We start from the raw sequence: 18,055 nt of genomic DNA, 5'->3' as shown, positions 1-18,055 counted from the left end.
TCTCCCGGGTCGGCCACGGTGATGGTGTGGTGCTCAGCGGGCGGGCGGTGGGAAGAAGCCTGATGCTACGAAGTGATCGGCGTAGGTCCGGATGAGCGCGCCGTCCAGGGCCGGGAACGCCGGTCCCGAGTCTGCAAGGCCGGTCAGGGTGTTGGTCCGGTCGAGACGGATCTGCCCCAGGCGGGACAGTGCGGGCAGGGTGTCGGCGAGCAGCACGGCCGCGTCAAGGAGCCCCGCGCCTTTCTCCCGCTCCGCCTCGGCGTCCGCCTGCCGGCGCAGGGCTCGCATCCAGTCGTCGAGGCTCATGGTGGCCAAGTGATAGCCGTACGACCGCAGATGGTCGAGGAACGTGTCGAAGGGGACGGGTTCGGGGCACGTGAGATGGTGCGCCAGACCGATGCTGCCGGGGCGGCGGGAGAGGTGAACGAGGGCGGCCGCGGCGTGGTCCACGGGGATCAGGTCGACCACGGGGGGCGGGGCGTCCCGACCGGCAGGGTGCGGGGCGGCCCCGATGACGAGCATCGCCCGCACGAGCTGCCAGAGCACGTCCTTGCTGGAACCGGCCCCGCTGACGGTGTGCCCGCTCACCCGGCCGAACCGGTACACACTCACCGGGAGCCCACGCTCGGCCGCCTCCCACACGAGCTGCTCCGCCGCCCACTTGCTGGCCGTGTAGCCGCCTGGCATGAGGGAGTCAGGGCGTACCCGGTGGGACTCGGGCACGGGGCCGAGGTTCCCGTAGTCCTCGTCGGTACTCACGGAGACCGCAGCCGTCGAGACGTAGTGGACCAGCACCGGGGCCGAGCGGGTCGCCAGGCGAAGCACCTCCTGGGTGCCGGACACGTTGGACGCACTCAGCCGGGCGTACGGTTCGACCGCGTTGACCCGCGCGCCATTGTGATAAACGACGTCAGTCAGGGCCGCCAGGGCGTCGAACCGCTCCGGGGAGAGGCCGAGCAGGGGCTTTTCCAGATCACCGGGCACGGGCACGATCCGGCTGCGGGTGGACTCGTTCCACAGCCCGTACTCCGCCAGGCTCTGCCGGACGCGCCTGGACGCCTGCTCGGTGTCGTCCGCGCGGACCAGACAGTGGATGTCGGCACTCGTACGGTCGAGGAGTTCGCGCAGGAGGAAGGCGCCGAGGAAGCCCGTCGCGCCCGTCAACAGGATGTTCTCGTGGTCCGTCGCGTCGCCGGACTGCCCCTCTCGCTGGGGCCCGACGGTGATCCGCGGGTCGAGCACGGCCTCTGCCACGAGGTCGGCCGGGGCCGGCCCGGATGCGGAAGCGTCCGCCGGCGGGCTCACCTGGTCGACTGCCTCAAGGAGCGCGGCGACCGACTGCCGTTCGAAGAGGGTACGGACGGGCAGGTCCACCCCGAGGCGGCGGCGGATCCCGCTGATCACCCGGGTTACGAGCAGAGAGTGCCCGCCCAGGGCGAAGAAACAGTCGTCGATGGTGACCTGCGGGACGTCCAGAACCTCGGCGTACAGTTCGCACAGGATGCGTTCGCGCGGATTGCGCGGCGCCCGGCCTGCCGACAGCGTCGCGAGGTCCGGCGCCGGGAGCGCGGCGCGGTCCACCTTGCCCGTTGCCGCGACCGGCAGCGCGTCAAGGACCGTCACCGAGGCCGGGACCATGTAGTCGGGCAGCAGACCGGCCAGATGAGAGCGCAGCTCAAGGCCGTTCAGGCCCACCGAGTGGCCGGCGGGCACGACGTATCCGGCGAGGCAGGTGGCGCCGCGGCTGTCCTTGCGGGGGACGACCACGGCTTGCGCGACGTCCGGATGGGCGCTCAGGGCGGCCTCGACCTCGCCCGGCTCGATCCGGAACCCCCGAATCTTGACCTGCCCGTCGGCACGGCCCATGTATTCCAGTTCCCCGTCGCTGTTCCAGCGAACGATGTCGCCGGTGCGATACATCCGGGAGCCGGGGGCGCCGAACGGGTCGGCCACGAACCGGTCGGCCGTGAGTCCCGGCCGGCGCAGGTAGCCGCGGGCAAGTCCGGCCCCGGAGACGTGCAGCTCTCCGGGCATCCCGGGCGGCACGAGACACAGGTCGCGGTCGAGGACGTAGGTGCTCGCGCCCACGGTGGGTGTGCCGATCGGAGGCGTACCGCTGCCGGAGAGCGGGGAGCTGAGCGTGGCGCACACGGTGGTCTCGGTCGGGCCGTAGCCGTTAATGAAGCGGCGTCCGGCCGACCAGCGCCGAACCGTCTTCCCCGACAATGCTTCACCCGAGACGATCAGCGAGGACACGGAAGCCAGCTGAGCGGGCTCCAGCACGGTCAGCGCGGTCGGCGGCAGCGTCGCGTGGGTGACGCCGAGCCGCTCGACCAGGGCGGCCAAGCCGGGCCCGGGTGCGGTGAGTTCTGCCGGTGCCATCACCAGTGTGGCCCCGGTCAGCAGCCCTCCGCACAGTTCCCACACCGCCCCGTCGAAGCTGTGCGATGCGAACTGAAGGATCCGGCTCGACGCCGTCACCCCGAACCGCCGCAGCTGCACCTCGACGACACCGGAGAAGCCGGAGTGGGTCACCACCACGCCCTTGGGGCGGCCGGTGGACCCGGAGGTGTAGATGGCGTATGCCGGACTCGTGTCCGCCAGCGGGCGCACCCGCTCACCGTCGGCGACGTCCGTCTCCCGACACAGGCCGACGGCGTGCCGGGTCTCGGCCTGGTCCAGGACGACTCGGCGCATGCCAGGGACGCCGGGAACGTCCGGAAGGGTAAACGACGTGTCGAAGTCGGTGAGGAGCAGCGCCGGACGGACGTCCTCAAGCATGAACCGGAGCCGGACGGCAGGGTAGTTGGCATCCAGCGGCAGATACGCGCCTCCCGCCTTCAGCACGGCGAGGGCGGCGATGACCGAGTCGACCGTGCGGGGCAGTGCGATGGCCACGTACTGCTCGGGGCCGATGCCGCAGCCGACGAGGTACCTGGCGAGCTGGTTCGCCCGTGCGTTGAGCTGACGGTAAGTCATTTTCCGTGCTGACCCCACACCGTTGTCGAAGAGCAGCGCTGTTGCCTCGGGCGTCCGCTTGACCTGCGTCTCGAACAGATCGGGCAGGGGAAGTCGCGGTACATCCCGCAGCGTGTTGCGGCTCTGTTTCAGCAGCGTCTCCCGCTCGCCGGGGAGGACTGCATCCAGCGTGCCGATCCGCTGCCCGGGGTCGGTGGTGACCGCGTTGAGGAAGCGAAGGAACCGGTGGATGAGACGCTCGACGCTGCCCCGGTCGAACAGGTCGGTGCTGTACTCCGCCACGCCGTCCATCCCCTGCGGGCGCTGGTCGGCGCCCTGGCGCTCCCGCAGGCTCAGTGAAAGGTCGAACCTGCAGGCACCAGTGCTCACCGCACGCTCCCTGACGGTCAGGCCCGGCAGCTCCGGCGCGCCCTGCGGAGCGTTCTGCAGGGCCAGCATCACCTGGAACAGAGGGTGGTGGGGCGTCCCGCGCGCCGGGGCGAGGGCGTCCACAAGCCGCTCGAACGATAGGTCCTGATGGGCGTACGCGGCCAGATCGGTCTCCCGCACCCGGGCGAGCAGATCCCGGAAGGCGGGGTTCCCCGAGGTGTCGGTACGCAGCACCAAGGTGTTGACGAAGAACCCCACCAGATCATCCAGGGCTTGATCCGTGCGGCCCGCCACCGGGGTGCCGATCGCGATGTCGTGGCCCGCGCCCAGCTTGCTCAGCAAGGTGGCGAGCGTGGCGTGCACCACCATGAACGGGCTCGCCCCGCACCGCCCCGCCAGGTCCACGATCCGCCGGTGCAGCTCGGCGTCCACCGCGAAGTGCAGAGTATCGCCGTGGTGGGACGCGGACTGCGGGCGGGGCCGGTCGAGGGGGAGTTCGGCGTACTCGGGCAGTCCTTTCAGAGCGCCGGTCCAGTACGCGAGCTGACGGGCGGCCGGACTGTCGGGGTCGTCCTCCTCGCCCAGGAGTCGACGCTGCCACAGGGTGTAGTCCGTGTACTGGACCGGCAGCGGTTCCGCGCCGGGAACCTCACCGCGGCGGCGCGCCGCGTAGGCTGTGGCGAGGTCCCGCCACAGCGGTGCGAGGGACCATCCGTCGCAGGCGATGTGATGGACGGTCAGTGCCAGGACGTGGCGGTCCGGGGCCGTGCTGAACAGGTGCGCCCTGACCGGAATGTGGCCCGCCAGGTTGAACGGGTGGCGTACCGTCGCGGCCACCGCCGCGTCGAGTTCCGCGGGCGCCACCGTACTGACATCGAGCGGCGGCCGTGCGGCCGCGCCGTCAAAGACCGACTGCCTGGGCACACCTGCCGTTTCAGGAAAGACCGTCCGCAGGCTCTCGTGGCGCTCGACGACATCGGCGAGCGCGGCTTCGAGCGCCGCCCGGTCCAACTCCCCTTCCAGCTCAAGGACGAGCGGGACGTTGTACGTCGCGGCCGGACCCTGGAGCCGGTCGAGAAACCACAGACGGTGCTGCGCGAAGGACAGCGGTACCTCATCGGGGCGCTCCATGGGCTGGAGCGGGGGACGGCCCCCGGCCGACGCCTGCCGCACGGCTTCGGCCAGACCGGCGACGGTCGGTGCTTCGAAGACGCTGCGCACCGGCAGCTCCAGGCCGAGCACTGACCGCAGCCGGGAGCTGAGGCGGGTGGCGGAAAGGGAGTGGCCGCCGAGGGCGAAGAAGCTGTCGTCGATGGTGACTCTCGACACGCCCAGGATATCGGCGAACAGCCCGCACAGCAGCTCTTCGAGAGGGGTGCGCGGTGACCGTCCGTCCTCGGCGGAGCCGATGTCGGGCTCCGGCAGCCGTCGGCGGTCCACCTTGCCGTGTGGCGTCAGTGGCATGGCCTCGAGCACCACCGTGGCGGCCGGGACCAGGTACTCGGGTAGCCGCCTCTTCAGGAAGTCGCGGACCGAGGAGACCAGGGCGCCGGTGTCCCGCGCAGTGGAGGGGGCGTTGACGAGTGAGTCCAGCGCCGTACCGGCCGGTGCCGGGGCTCCACCGCCGGGTGCGCCGGGCGGGCGGCGGGTCAGCACGATGTCCAAGGCGTCATCAGCGGTGGCGGACCAGGTGACGGAGGCTCGAAGGCCAAACCGCGCGGCAAGCTCGTGCACTTGCTCGATCAAGAGGGTCTCGGCGTCGTCCTGCACGCCCAACGAGTGGATCCGGCCCGTGTCTCCCTCACCGTCCAGTGCCCGCAGTGCCGCGGCGACGGGTGCGATCCGGCTGTCGGGCATCCCCGTCACCCGGATGTCGACGGGCCGTCCGGCACCGAGGCGGCCGGCCAGCGATTCCAGGTCCGAGACGTCCTGGCCCCACCGCAGGTCTTCCACGGGGAGAACGAGACCGGCTCCGCGTACGGCCTTGCGCAGCACGGCGTCGTAGCGGTAGCGGGTCAGCTCATTGACGTACCGTCCCCGCTTCACCCGCACCTCGCTGCCGCCGATGCCGGGGACGGTGTCCGTCAGTTCGGTGAAGAACGCCGGGTCCACCAGCAGCTCCTTCTCCCGGACCATGCCGTGTCCGACGGCCGCGCGCAGGGCGGCGGGGCTCGACGGCAATTCGGGGCGGCGCAGCTGGACATCGGTGTGGAAGGCGCGAAGGAGGCACAGGTTGCGTACGTCTCCGACGAAGACCGACCCGCCGGGAACGAGCAGCTCGACTGCCTTGGCCAGGACGTTCGTGAGGTAGTGCGCGTCCGGGAAGTACTGGGTGACGGAGTTGATGACGACGGTGTCGAAGAAGTCGGCGGGCAGGCCGCTGATGTCGTCGGCCGCGCGGGCGCTCAGTTCGACCCGGTCCGCGAGCAAGGCATCCTGACGCACCAGTTCGGTCAGTGCCTCGATGGCCCGGCCTGACAGGTCCGTTCCCCAGTAGGCGTCGCATCGCGGAGCCAGCCGTGACATCAGCAGCCCGGTGCCCACGCCTATCTCCAGGACGCGACGTGGGTTCAGTTCACGGATTCGTTCCACGGTTGCGTCGCGCCACTCCCGCATCTGCTCCGGCAGGATGGGCCGGCCGTCGTAGCTGCTGTGCCAGCCGGAGAAGTCCTCGCCGAAGGGCACTTGAGCGATCTCGCTGTAGAGCGAGTTGTAGATCCCCTGCCACTCGCTCACCGCGTCCGCGCTGCCCTGCTCGGTCCCGGCCCCATCGGTGGGGACGACATAGCCGATGAGCCGTCTGTGTCCGGGCCGGTCCTCCCTGGTCACGACCACGGCCTGGGCGACACCCGGGTGCTCCGAGAGGGCGGCCTCCACCTCGCCGGGCTCGACGCGGAAACCACGGATCTTCACCTGATCATCGCTGCGGCCCACGAACTCCAGGAGACCGTCCAACCTGCCGCGCACCAGGTCACCGGTTCGGAAGAGCCGGGCGCCGGGCTCTCCCAGAGGGTCGGCGACAAACCGTTCGGCGGTCAGGGCCGGGCGATTCCAGTAACCACGGGCCAGGCCCGAGCCGCCGACGTACAGTTCCCCGACCGCACCCGGTGGGACCGGGCGCAACTGCCGGTCGAGGACCTCGATGCGCATGCCCGACATGGCGGCGCCGATGGGAACCACGGTGCCCGGGCCACCGGTGTCGGCGACCCGGTGGTAGGTGGCGAACGTCGTCGTCTCCGTCGGCCCGTAGCCGTTGACGACCGCCGTGCCGGGACAGGCCCGCAGGACCCGCCGGACGGCCGCGGGCGAGACTGCGTCCCCGCCGGTCCACACTTCGCGCGCGCCGCGGAAGCACTGCGGATCCTCCTCCGCGAGGACGGAGAACAGCCCGGCGGTCACCCACAATCCGGTGATCCCCGCGTCCGAGACCGCCGAGGCAATGCCTCGGGCGTCCAGTTCGCCCGGGGGCGCGACCACGACCGTCCCGCCGCACAGCAGCGGCACCCACAATTCGTAGGTGGACGCGTCGAAAGCGTGCGGCGAGTGCAGCAGGACCCGCTCGTGGGCACCGCTGCGCCAGGTGTGGTCCCGGGCAAGACCCACGACGTTCTCGTGAGTCACCGCTACGCCCTTGGGCGTACCGGTGGAGCCGGAGGTGAACATCACGTAGGCGAGCTGCCGCGGTTCGGCAGGGATACCGGGGGAGGCCGGGCCCTCGTGCCCGTCCGAGGCGCCGGAGTGCACCGACAGGACCCGTGGCCCGGCGCCGAACTCGTCCTGGGGACGTGGCCCGTCCGTCAGGATCAACCGGGATCGGGTCTGCTCGACCATCCACTGCAGTCGCGATGCGGGTTGCCGTGCGTCCAACGGCACATAACAGGCACCGGACTTGACGATGGCGAGCAGAGACACCACGAGATCGGTCGAGCGTTCCATCAGGACCGCCACGGTGGAACCCGGACCCGCCCCCTCCGAGGCAAGACGCCGGGCCAGGCGGTCGGAACGAGCGTCGACTTCCCGGTACGTCATGGCCGTGTCCTCCTCGGCGCCACAGATCAGTGCGGTCGCATCGGGAGTCAGCCGAGCCTGTCGCACGAAGGCTTCCGGGAGCGTCGCGGCGGCGGCGTCGGACGGGCCGGAACGTCCGAGGGGGACCGCGGAGCGCGGAGCATCGGCCGGGAGCCGGGGTGGGAGGGAGTGGTGCTGTGCGGACACGCGTCAACTCCTCTGCGCGGGCTCCTCGGAGCACGGTGCGGCCGGCCTGCCGGACGGCCGCACTGGGGAAGGCGCACTCAGTCGTCTGGTGAATACGTAAGCGGACGATGCGTAGCGATAATGTCGCAGTGCGTTGCGATGCGGAAACGGGGCAGTGGCCGATTCGGCCGTTCTTGTAACTGATCGGTCGTGTGGGGTTCTGCGGCCAATCCGCAGGTGCGGTCACTCCCGGAGGCGGTTCCGCTGGGGCGCGAGCCCTGGCTGCACCACCGGCAGCAGGGCGCAGTCGTGAGGTCATCCGTCAGATGTGCGGCCCGGAGATTGGCCGGAATGAAGTGCCGAAGGGCGGTTCGTGGTAAATGTCGGGCAAAGCTCCGGTGTGCTCCGCGCTGCGCTGGGAGGATCGCGCTCTGGCGAACCTGGCGGCCGAGGCAGAAGGTCTTGACGGGCAGGTGAGGTTCCAGCACGGCGACGCGGCCGACCTTTGCTCCGAACCCGAGTCCTTCGGCGCGGTGTGGCTGTTCGAGTCGCTGTTGCACATGTCCGATCCGCGGCGCGTAGTGAGGCGACTCGCCACAGCCCTGCGACCCGGTGGCCGCCTCATCATCGCCAACCTGGTGCAGTGAGCCCCGCTCGCCGAGGCCGAGGAGGCCGGCCTCGCGGCGTACCTCGAGATGACCGGCATCGCCTCGATCACCCCGCTGGACGTCTATCCCGGCCTGACCACCCACAGCGGGCTCGTACTGGACCAGCTCCTCGACGTCTCCGGCCACAGCGTCCGCAAGACCCTCGAGTGCGTCCTCGCCGGGCTCTCCGGGGCAGTGGTCCCCGAGGTCGCGGAGATCGGCGCGGCGAGCGAGGCGCCCAGGCGGGCAGAGGACGGCGTGGAGCAGTTCGACGGGACACCGGGCATCGGGTGCACGCCGGCCGTTGTCGGCCCGACAATTCTCTTTGCGGACCTCCGGTCGCGGTTGCCCGCTCGAGCTCACCCGGCCTGTCGCTGCCTGCCTGTGGCCGTCCGGCTTCCTGGACTCTCATTCCGCTCGTCCGTCGGCTTCGCCGTGTACCGGCCGCTGTGCACCGGGTGGTGCAGGTGAGGCACGAGAGCGAGAGCCGCACCAAGGGCATCGACGGTAAGTCGGCTGTGGCGAGCGTTCATGTCCCGGGTTCACCAGAGCGGGTGCTGCGGCGCGGTCACGCTTCAACAGCTCCCCGTAGGCGTCCCTGCTCGCTGGGGGAGATGCGCGAACATGCACGGCTCCGGCCGACGTGTTGCGGTCGTGTAGCAGAACACCGCCACGCAAATTTCGCAGGTGAGATCTTCAGGCCGTTCTCGGCCCGACCTCGCAGAGACCGGTACGACCACGGGTAAGCGCAGGTACGACCCTGTGTGCACAGTCAGCGACGTAGTGCGGTCGACCGCCATCCGCGTCGCTCGTACTGCACAGGGGTGTGTCGAATTAAACCTGAACTTGGCTGAAACATATGTACTTTATATCTCATAGCATAATGAATCTCGCCGGACATCAGGTGCAGGCGGTCACCGGGTGAGACGATCCGATCGTTTGCGCCCGCTACTTGTGCCCAGTTGTGCAGGGAGAGTCAATGGAAGATGCTGCTCTCACACCGGACACGGGAGTCGCCGCCGAGATGGTGGGACGGCCCGTGCGCTTCGAGTCTCAGAGGTACAAACCGACCGACAGCTACGCCGACATCGCCTGCGACAAGATCCGGCGCGGGAGCGAGGTGCTCGGTGCGAGCGAAAGCGAACGGCGGTCGAGGCTCGCCCTGGTCCGCGAGCTGTTCGGGGCCTGGGGTGAACTCCCCGCGGGGAAGCCGCCCGAGCGCGTGTGCTGGGTCGCCATCGACGGCATGCCTTTCGAAGTGTCGTTCGCCTGGGCCGACGGCCAGAGCGAACTGCGCCTTTCGCTCGAAACCCCGAGTCACCCGGGGACGTCTCTTGCCCGTCAGGAAGACGGCAGGGCTTTCACCCGCAGCCTGGCCGACCGTCCGGGAGTCTCGATCGAGCGCTACCTCGCCGTCGAGGCCCTCTTCACGGACGGGGACCCGCGCGGATACTTCTCGCTCTCCCACGGGGTTGCCTGGCGGCGGGGCGGACACCCGCTCTACAAGATCTATCTCAACCCCGCCGTCGCCGGCCGCGAGCACGCTGTTGCTCGCACAGAGGAGGCCATGATCCGGCTGGGCATGGAACGCCCCTGGCACGCCCTCGCCGATCACCTGGGTGGCATCCACGGCATCGCGCACGAACCTGTCGGACTGGCCCTGGACCTGTCCGCCACCCGAGAAGCCCGCTGCAAGGTCTACCTCGCGCACACAGGTGTGACCGTCGACGACATAGATGCCCAGTCGGCCGTCGCCCGCGATCACGTACCCGGTTCCTTCGCCCGTGCTCTCGAACGTGTCACCGGATGCCGCGAGTCCGGATGGCAGAAGCCCCCCGTCACCTGCTGGAGCTTCAGCTCTGCTCAGGACGCGCCGGGCGCCACGCTCTATGTGCCGCTCATCCCCGGTCACAGCGACGACGCGACCGCGCACGACCGCGTGGCGGCCTTCATGCGCGAGGAGAACGTGCACCCGGCGCCCTACACGGCCGCTCTCCACGCTCTGTCGGACGGTCCGCTGACGGAGTCGGCGACCCAGAACTTCCTCTCCTACCGCGGTGGGCCGGCCCCGCGCTTCGCCGTTTACCTCGCCCCGGGCACCTACCGCCCGGCCTGACGGCAGTGACCGGCAGGGCACCACCCCGGTCGGCCCCCGGGCGTGAGCGTCGCGGTGACGGTGTGGAGCGCGTCGACAGGTTCGTTCCTTTGGGCAGGTACTGCCGGAGCAGTTTGTTGGTGTTCTCGTTGGTTCCACGTTGCCAGGGGTTACGCGGTGCTGCGAAGAACACGTCGACACCGGTGTCAGCGCTGAGATGCTCGTGGGCTGCCAGTTCCGTGCCTCGATCCCAGATCAGCGTGCTGCTGCGTAGTCGGGGGTTCATGCGCTCATGGGTCTCGGCCAGAGCGGGAACGAGCACCGCGAGATGAAACAGACCCTGTAGTACTGCAACGGTGCTTGCTGTGACTGCTGGCCAGGTCGGTCATTTGGTGTGGTTATGGGTGGGGACCTTGCTGATGTCAGGTTGTGGGCGGGTGGGCTGGCACACAGCGCCAGCCCATGGCGGACTGTTCGGCTTCCGTGCCGGTCGCCCATCGCAGAACCGCTATCTTCGTTCCGAACATCAGACATTCGGAGCGGTACGCCCAAGACATAAGAACAGACCGAGGAGCTCCCCGGAGCCGCAACTGCCGCCGCGGCCACCAATGACGCTCCGGTCCCAGGCTGGCTGCGGTGGTGGCCGTTGCTGCTCCTGGGAGCGGCGGTGCTTCCCGGGACGGCGCTCTTCGCCGTCGGCCGGTGGGGGAATGAGCCAGCCGTGCAGGCATGGCGGACTGTCTTTCTCTCTATCGCGGTGCAGGCATTGCCCTTTCTCATACTCGGTACGGTCCTGTCCGGTGCGATCAACGCATTGAGCCCTTTCCGAGCTCGCGGTCACACCGTCAGCTCGGAAAGGGCTCACTCCACCATCCAGATCACGGCCGACACCTATGGCCGTCTGACCCCGGATGCTGGTGGCAGACTGAGGTCCGTAATGGATCAGGTGCTGACGGGCGCTAGCGTGGTCGGTGCCGACCACGGGGACCATGCTGGTTCGGTGCTGACTACAGGGGCGGAGTAAGGGGAAACATGCAGGTCGGAGTGGCGTCTTGAGAGTTCTGCACACTTCCGACTGGCACCTCGGCCGGTCGTTCCACCGGGTCGGCATGCTCGGTGCCCAGGCCGAGTTCATCGGTCACCTGGTGACGACCGTGCGCGAGCACGCCGTCGACGCGGTGGTCGTGTCGGGAGACGTGTACGACCGGGCCGTGCCGCCGCTCGCCGCGGTGGAGCTGTTCGACGACGCCCTGCACCGCCTCGCCGACCTGGGCGTGCCGACGGTGATGATCTCCGGCAACCACGACTCGGCCCGCCGCCTCGGCGTCGGTGCCGGACTCATCGGGCGCGCGGGCATCCATCTGCGGACCGACCCCTCGGCGAGCGGTACCCCCGTGATGCTGTCCGACACCCACGGGGAGGTCGCTTTCTACGGAGTGCCCTATCTGGAACCGGCGCTCGTCAAGGACGAGTTCGGGCTGGAGCAGGCGGGGCACGAGACGGTGCTCGCCGCCGCCATGGACCGGATCCGCGCCGACCTCGCCGCCCGCCCGCCCGGCACCCGCTCGGTCGTCCTCGCGCACGCCTTCGTCACCGGCGGCGCACCGAGCGACAGCGAGCGGGACATCACCGTGGGCGGGGTCGCCGCCGTACCCGCCGGAGTCTTCGACGGCGTCGACTACGTGGCGCTCGGGCACCTGCACGGCTGCCAGACCCTCACCGAGCGCGTGCGCTACTCAGGCTCCCCGCTCCCGTACTCCTTCTCCGAGGCGGACCACCGCAAGAGCATGTGGCTCGTCGACCTGGCCGCCGACGGCGGCGTCACCGCCGAGCGGGTCGACTGCCCGGTGCCGCGCGCCCTCGCCCGAATCCGCGGCACCCTGGAGGAACTGCTCGCCGACCCCGGGCTCGAACCGCACCGCGAGGCGTGGGTGGAGGCCACCCTCACCGACCCGGTCCGTCCGGCCGACCCGATGGTCCGGCTCGGCGAACGCTTCCCGCACATCCTCAGCCTCGTCTTCGACCCCGACCGCGCGCCCGACGACCCGGCGGTGTCCTACGCCCGCCGCCTCACAGGCCGTGACGACCAGCAGATCGCGGAGGACTTCGTCGCCCATGTGCGCGGCACCGGCCCCGACGAGCGGGAGCGGGCCGTCCTGCGGGACGCCGTCGACGCCGTCCGCGCCGACCAGGCCGTACGGGAGGTGGCGCGGTGAGGCTGCACCGGCTCGACATCACCGCCTTCGGGCCCTTCGGCGGCTCGCTCACCGTCGATTTCGACGAGCTGTCCGCCGCGGGCCTCTTCCTGCTGCACGGCCCCACCGGCGCCGGCAAGACCTCGATACTCGACGCCGTCTGCTACGCGCTGTACGGCTCCGTCCCCGGTCCCCGGCAGAGCGGACAGGGCATGACCCTGCGCAGCGACCACGCCGCCCCCGCCACCCGCACCGAGGTCACGCTCGACCTCACCGTCGTCGGACGCCGGCTCGAAGTCACCCGGCAACCGCCCTGGCAGCGCCCGAAGAAGCGCGGCACCGGTACCACCCTCGACAAGGCACAGACCTGGCTGCGCGAGTACGACCCGGCGGCCCGGTCCTGGAAGGACCTCAGCCGCTCCCACCAGGAGATCGGGGAGGAGGTCGCCCAGCTCCTCGGCATGAGCCGGGAGCAGTTCTGCCAGGTCGTCCTCCTGCCGCAGGGCGACTTCGCGCGGTTCCTGCGCGCCGACGCCGAGGCCCGCGGCAAGCTCCTCGGCCGGCTCTTCGACACCCGCCGCTTCGCCGATGTGGAAAAGCACCTCGCCGAGCGCCGCCGCGCCACCGAGTCCCAGGTACGGGCCGGCGACGCGGACCTGCTCGCCGAAGCGCACCGGATGCAGCAGGCAGCGGGCGAGGCCATGCCCCTCGACGACCTCGCGCCGGGCGAACCGGGACTGGCCGAGAGCGTGCTGACCGCGGCTGCCGCCGCCCGCAGCACCGCCCGCGAACAGCTCGCCGTCGCCCGCTGCCGGCTCACCGCGGCCGAATCCGCCCAGGCCGCCGCCGACCGGTCACTGGACGACGTACGCGAACGGGACCGGCTGCAGCGGCGGTTCGCCGAGGCACGGGAGAGCGCGGCGCGGCTGGCGGAGGGGGACGGCGCCCGGCAGGAGGCGCAGAACCGCCTGGACCGCTCCCGCAAGGCCGAGGCGGTCGCCCCCGCCCTGGAACTGCGGGAGTCCGCCGAGGCCGAACACCGGGACGCGGTCGCCGTCGAGGCACGCATGCGTGCCCTGCTCCCCGCGGCCCATCGGGAGGCGGGCGCGGCCGGGCTCGCCGCCGCCGCCCGCCGGTCCGCCGAGGAACTGGGCGGCCTCGAGTCGGCCCGCCGGGCCGAGCGACGGCTCGCCGAGCTCCTCGACGAGCGGGCCGGCCTGGACCGCCGGCAGCGTGCCGACGACGACGTGCTGGAGGAGTCGGACGCCTGGCTCACCGGATGGGACGAGACACGCACCGCGCTCCAGGCCCGCATCGAGTCCGCGCAGGAGGCCGCGACGAGGGCCGGTGAACTCGCGGTGCAGCGCGACCCCGCGCACAAGCGGCTGAACGCCGCACGGCTGCGGGACCAGCTGGCCGGGGACACCGACCGCGCCGCCGAGCAGGCCCGGAAGGCCCGGGAACAGGCACTCGCGGCCAAGCAGCACTGGCTCGGCCTCAAGGAACAGCGGCTGGCCGGCATCGCCGCCGAACTCGCCGCGGGCCTTACCGACGGCGCGCCCTGCGCGGTCTGCGGGGGCACCGAGCACCCCGCCCCCGCCCGCAAGGACGCCGGTCATGTCGACCGCGAGGCGGAGGAGCGAGCCCTCGCCGCCCACCAGAGCGCGGAGGAACGCCGAGCCGACGACGAACGGCGCCTCGGCGTCGTCCGCGAGGCGCTGGCCGCTGCCGGAGCGGAGGCGGGGGACACACCGACCGGCCGGCTCGTCCACGAGGTGGAGGAGTTGGAGGCGCGGTACGCGCGGGCGCGGGACGCGGCCTCGGTACTGCACTCCGCGCAGGAACAGCTGCGGCAGGCGGAGCACGAGCACGAGCACGAGCGGCGGGTCACCGCACAGCGCGAGGCGGCGGTCCGGACGGCCGCGCGGGCGGGCGTCCGTGAGCGCCTGGACCGGGAACAGGCCGCGCTGGAGGAGGAGTTGACCACGGCGCGGGGGTCCGCGGACAGCGTGGCCGCGCGCGCCGCCCAACTGGAGTGCACCGCGGCGCGGTTCTCCGACGCCGCCGAGGCCGCCCGGCTCGCCGACGGCGCCGCGCAGCGGCTCAAGCACGCCGATGCCAGGCTCGCGGACGCCGCCTTCCGGGCCGGGTTCGACACCCCGCGGGCGGCGGCCGCGGCCCTCCTCGACCCCGCCGACCACCGCGCGCTGCAGCACCGCCTGGAGGCCCGGCAGCAGCAGGAGGCCGCCGTCCGCGCGGTGCTCGCCGAGCCCGAAACCGAGGCCGCCGCCCAGCAGCCCCCCGCAGACCTCGCCGCCGCACAGCGCACCGCCGAGGACGCGGACCGCAGGGTGCGCGAGGCGTCCTCGGCCCGCGACGCCGCCGCCCGTCGCTGCGCCGAACTGGACCGGCTCTCCGCGCGGGCCACCGCCTCGGCGCGGCGGCTGGCACCGCTGCGCGAGGAGTACGACCGGGTGGCCCGCATGGCGGGCCTCACCGCGGGCACCTCCGCCGACAACGAACGCAGGATGCGCCTGGAGTCCTACGTCCTGGCCGCCCGACTGGAACAGGTCGCCGCCGCGGCGACCGCCCGGCTGCAGCGCATGTCGTCCGGCCGTTACACCCTGGTGCACTCCGACGACCGCAGCGGCCGTGGCCGCAGCGGCCTCGGCCTGCACGTCGTGGACGCGTGGACCGGCCGGGAGCGGGACACCGCGACTCTCTCGGGCGGCGAGACCTTCTTCGCCTCGCTCGCCCTCGCGCTCGGTCTCGCCGACGTCGTCACCGACGAGGCCGGCGGGGTCCGGCTGGACACCCTCTTCATCGACGAGGGCTTCGGCAGCCTCGACGACCAGACCCTCGACGAGGTGCTGGACGTCCTGGACTCCCTGCGGGAACGCGACCGCAGCGTGGGCATCGTCAGCCACGTCGCCGACCTGCGCCGGCGCATCCACGCCCAACTCGCGGTGGTGAAGGGCCGATCGGGTTCGACGGTACGCATGCACGGCGTGGGCTGAGACAGGCGCGGCCGGCCGAGTGGGGGAAGTCGGGGCGGCAGTGGAAACGTGAGCGACGGCCGGGCGCGGGCGGCCGGGCCGGTGGACACCGGCCACCTCACCGGGGAGGCCTGCGACGCCGTCGCCGCACGCCTCCCCGGCGGGCGGTGGGGGGATGGCCCGACGACCCGGCCCGCCTCATCGCGTGGCCGGCCACGGACGAGGCGATGGGGGTCTCCCCTGCTCGAACGGAGTCGAGAGCTCGGGGCAGGGGCACCGGTCAGGTCATCGACTCCGAGGGCGGCTTCCGGCGCTGACGCCGGGGGAGCCGTCCCGGCGCCCGGCGCCTGCCCCGGCGGCCCGGCTCACAGGGCCGACAGTTCGTCCACCAGGTCGTCCAGGCCCAGCGAACCCTGGGACAGTGCCGCCATGTGCCACGCCTTGGGGTCGAAGGCATCGCCGTGCCGCTTACGGGCGTTCTCCCTGCCCAGCAGCCAGGCCCGCTCGCCGAGCTTGTAGCCGATGGCCTGGCCGGGGATCGTCAGATAGCGGGTCAGCTCGCTCTCCACGAAGTCCGCGGGACGGCTGCTGTGCGCCCCGAAGAACTCCTCGGCCAGTTCCGGAGTCCAGCGCTCGCCCGGGTGGAACGGCGAGTCCGCCGGAATCTCCAGCTCCAGGTGCATGCCGATGTCGACGACGACCCGGGCGGCCCGCATCATCTGCGCGTCCAGGTAACCGAGCCGCTCCTCCGCGTCCGCGAGGAACCCGAGCTCGTCCATCAGCCGCTCCGCGTACAGCGCCCAGCCCTCCGCGTTGGCGCTGACCATGCCGACGGAGGCCTGGTAGCGGGACAGGTCCTCGGCGACGTGCGCCCACTGCGCCAGTTGGAGGTGATGGCCGGGCACGCCCTCGTGGTACCAGGTCGACACCAGGTCGTAGACGGGGAAGCGGGTCAGCCCCATGGTCCGCAGCCAGGTACGGCCCGGCCGGGAGAAGTCCTCCGACGGGGGTGTGTAGTACGGTGCCGCCGCGCTGCCCGGCGGGGCGATCCGCGACTCCACCTTCCGTACCCGCTCGGCGAGTTCGAAGTGGGTGCCGTCGAGCGAGTCGACCGCCTTGTCCATCAGGTCCTGCAGCCACTCACGGACCTCGTCGACACCCTCGATGTGCCGGCCGTGCTCGTCGAGGTGCGCCAGCGCCACCCACGGCGTCCCGGCACCCGGCAGGATCTTCTCGGCCTCCTTCTTCATCTCACCGAGCAGCCGGTGGTACTCGGCCCAGCCGTAGGCGTACGCCTCGTCCAGATCGAGGTCGGTGCCGTTGTAGTAGCGGGACCAGCGGGCGTAGCGCTCCCGGCCGACGGTGTCCGGTGCGCCCTCGATCGCCGGCGCGTACACGTCGCGCATCCAGTCCCGCAGCTCCACCACGGCCGCGGTGGCCGCCCAGGCCGCCCCGTCCAGCTCCGCGCGCAGGGCGTCCGGACCGTCCGCGGCGAAGTCCTCGAACCAGCCGCGGCCCTCGCCGGTGTCCGCCCACTCGGCGAGCTGCCCGACGAACGTGGCGGTCGGCCGCGGAGCCGCGTACAGCTTGCGCTCCAGTCCGAGCGCGAGGGACTCCCGGTAGCCCGCCAGCGCGGCCGGCACGGCGCGCAGCCGCTCGGCGACCGCGGCCCAGTCCTCCTCGGTCTGCGTCGGCGTCACGGTGAACACCTCACGCACCGAGTGGGCGACCGTGCCCAGGTTGCCGACCGAACGCAGGCCCTCGTCGGCCTCGTGCACGGCGATCTCCGCGGTGAGCCGCTCCCGCAGCAGCCGGGCGCAGCGGCGCTCGATGTCGCTGTCCGCGCCGGGCCTTGTCTCGGCCTCGGAGAGCCGGACGAGCGTGGCCCGCCGGAGCTCCGCGAGCGCCGCCTGGCCCGCGGGGGAGAGATCGGGCAGGCGGCTGGAACTCTCCTGCACGCCGAGGTACGTACCGGTGACCGGGTCGAGGGCGATGAGGTCGTCGACGTAGGCGTCGGCGACCTCGCGGGGCAGCGGGTTGTTGGTCTCAGACATGACGACCATCCTGGTACGCGGCCTGCCGGACGTCACCCGGATTGAGCCGAGGGCGAAGACGGCAGCAGGGGACCACAGTCCCACTGCTGGAAGATCAGCCGCGTCTCCACGCGAGCCACCTCCCGCCGCGACGTGAACTCGTCCAGCACCAGCCGCTGCAGATCCGTCATGTCCGCGACCGCGACATGGATCAGATAGTCGTCCGGCCCGGTCAGGTGGAAGACGGTCAGTGACTCCGGCAGCGCCCGGATCCGCTCCACGAACGGCCCCACCAGCTCCCGCCGGTGCGGCCTGACCTGCACCGACAGCAGCGCCTGGAGCCCTCGCCCCAGCTTGGCCGGGTCCAGCTTCAGCCGATGCCCGAGGATCACGCCCGAGCGCCGCAGCCGGGTCACCCGGTCCAGACAGGTCGACGGCGCGACCCCCACCTGCGCGGCGAGGTCCCGGTACGTCGTCCGGGCGTCGTTCTGCAACAGCCGCAGCAGACGAAGATCCACCGGATCAAGTACGACAGAATCGGTCATCG

General features: G+C 71.4%; 8 protein-coding genes and 2 pseudogenes. 6 read left to right on the top strand and 4 right to left on the bottom strand.

The features are described 5' to 3' along the window. Positions 1 to 33 precede the first annotated feature (33 nt). Positions 34 to 7,443, bottom strand: coding sequence for a non-ribosomal peptide synthetase (locus TU30_RS14805; protein ID WP_234307869.1), 7,410 nt, complete (start codon positions 7,441 to 7,443; stop codon positions 34 to 36). A gap of 479 nt (positions 7,444 to 7,922) precedes the next feature. Here TU30_RS14805 and TU30_RS14800 point away from each other — a divergent pair, with 479 nt between their 5' ends. The 3 genes from TU30_RS14800 to TU30_RS14790 all read left to right on the top strand — a co-directional run bounded on the left by TU30_RS14800 (position 7,923) and on the right by TU30_RS14790 (position 10,305). Continuing rightward, positions 7,923 to 8,189 carry a bifunctional 2-polyprenyl-6-hydroxyphenol methylase/3-demethylubiquinol 3-O-methyltransferase UbiG gene (locus tag TU30_RS14800; RefSeq protein ID WP_042169702.1) on the top strand — a complete coding sequence of 89 codons (267 nt, stop codon included), beginning with the start codon at positions 7,923 to 7,925 and terminating at the stop codon, positions 8,187 to 8,189. A gap of 48 nt (positions 8,190 to 8,237) precedes the next feature. Continuing rightward, positions 8,238 to 8,660: a hypothetical protein gene (locus tag TU30_RS14795; RefSeq protein ID WP_042169699.1), complete on the top strand. Its 423-nt coding sequence runs from the start codon at positions 8,238 to 8,240 to the stop codon at positions 8,658 to 8,660. Positions 8,661 to 9,168: 508 nt separating this feature from the next. Then, entirely contained in the window at positions 9,169 to 10,305 is a 1,137-nt protein-coding gene (locus TU30_RS14790; protein ID WP_052479801.1) for a tryptophan dimethylallyltransferase family protein, read from the top strand. 73 nt (positions 10,306 to 10,378) lie between these two features. On the opposite strand, the pseudogene TU30_RS37235 reads toward TU30_RS14790, so the two are convergent. Next, a pseudogene (locus TU30_RS37235) lies at positions 10,379 to 10,594 on the bottom strand (IS30 family transposase); the annotation flags it as partial. A gap of 306 nt (positions 10,595 to 10,900) precedes the next feature. Between TU30_RS37235 and TU30_RS37230 the strand changes: the two are divergent. From TU30_RS37230 to TU30_RS14775, 3 genes and pseudogenes are all read left to right on the top strand, one after another. Continuing rightward, positions 10,901 to 11,113 (top strand): annotated as a pseudogene (locus TU30_RS37230) (hypothetical protein); the annotation flags it as partial. Between the two features lie 223 nt (positions 11,114 to 11,336). Further along, on the top strand, positions 11,337 to 12,500 hold the full coding sequence (locus tag TU30_RS14780) for an exonuclease SbcCD subunit D (protein ID WP_042169692.1): 1,164 nt from the start codon (positions 11,337 to 11,339) through the stop codon (positions 12,498 to 12,500). Then, entirely contained in the window at positions 12,497 to 15,496 is a 3,000-nt protein-coding gene (locus TU30_RS14775) for an AAA family ATPase (protein ID WP_042169691.1), read from the top strand. The genes TU30_RS14780 and TU30_RS14775 overlap by 4 nt, the downstream gene beginning before the upstream one ends. A 344-nt stretch (positions 15,497 to 15,840) precedes the next feature. Here the strand turns inward: TU30_RS14775 and TU30_RS14770 are convergent, their stop codons facing one another. After that, a complete protein-coding gene (locus TU30_RS14770; RefSeq protein WP_042169689.1) occupies positions 15,841 to 17,529 on the bottom strand; it encodes a DUF885 domain-containing protein in 1,689 nt (562 codons plus the stop codon). A gap of 32 nt (positions 17,530 to 17,561) precedes the next feature. Further along, positions 17,562 to 18,053, bottom strand: a complete 492-nt coding sequence (locus TU30_RS14765; RefSeq protein WP_042169688.1) for an Lrp/AsnC family transcriptional regulator — start codon at positions 18,051 to 18,053, stop codon at positions 17,562 to 17,564. Positions 18,054 to 18,055: the final 2 nt, after the last annotated feature.

This window comes from Streptomyces sp. NBRC 110035 (genome assembly GCF_000829695.1).
Taxonomy (GTDB): Bacteria; Actinomycetota; Actinomycetes; order Streptomycetales; family Streptomycetaceae; genus Streptomyces.
Note: the sequence above shows the minus strand (reverse complement) of the source record. Positions and strands in the feature narration are given on the sequence as shown.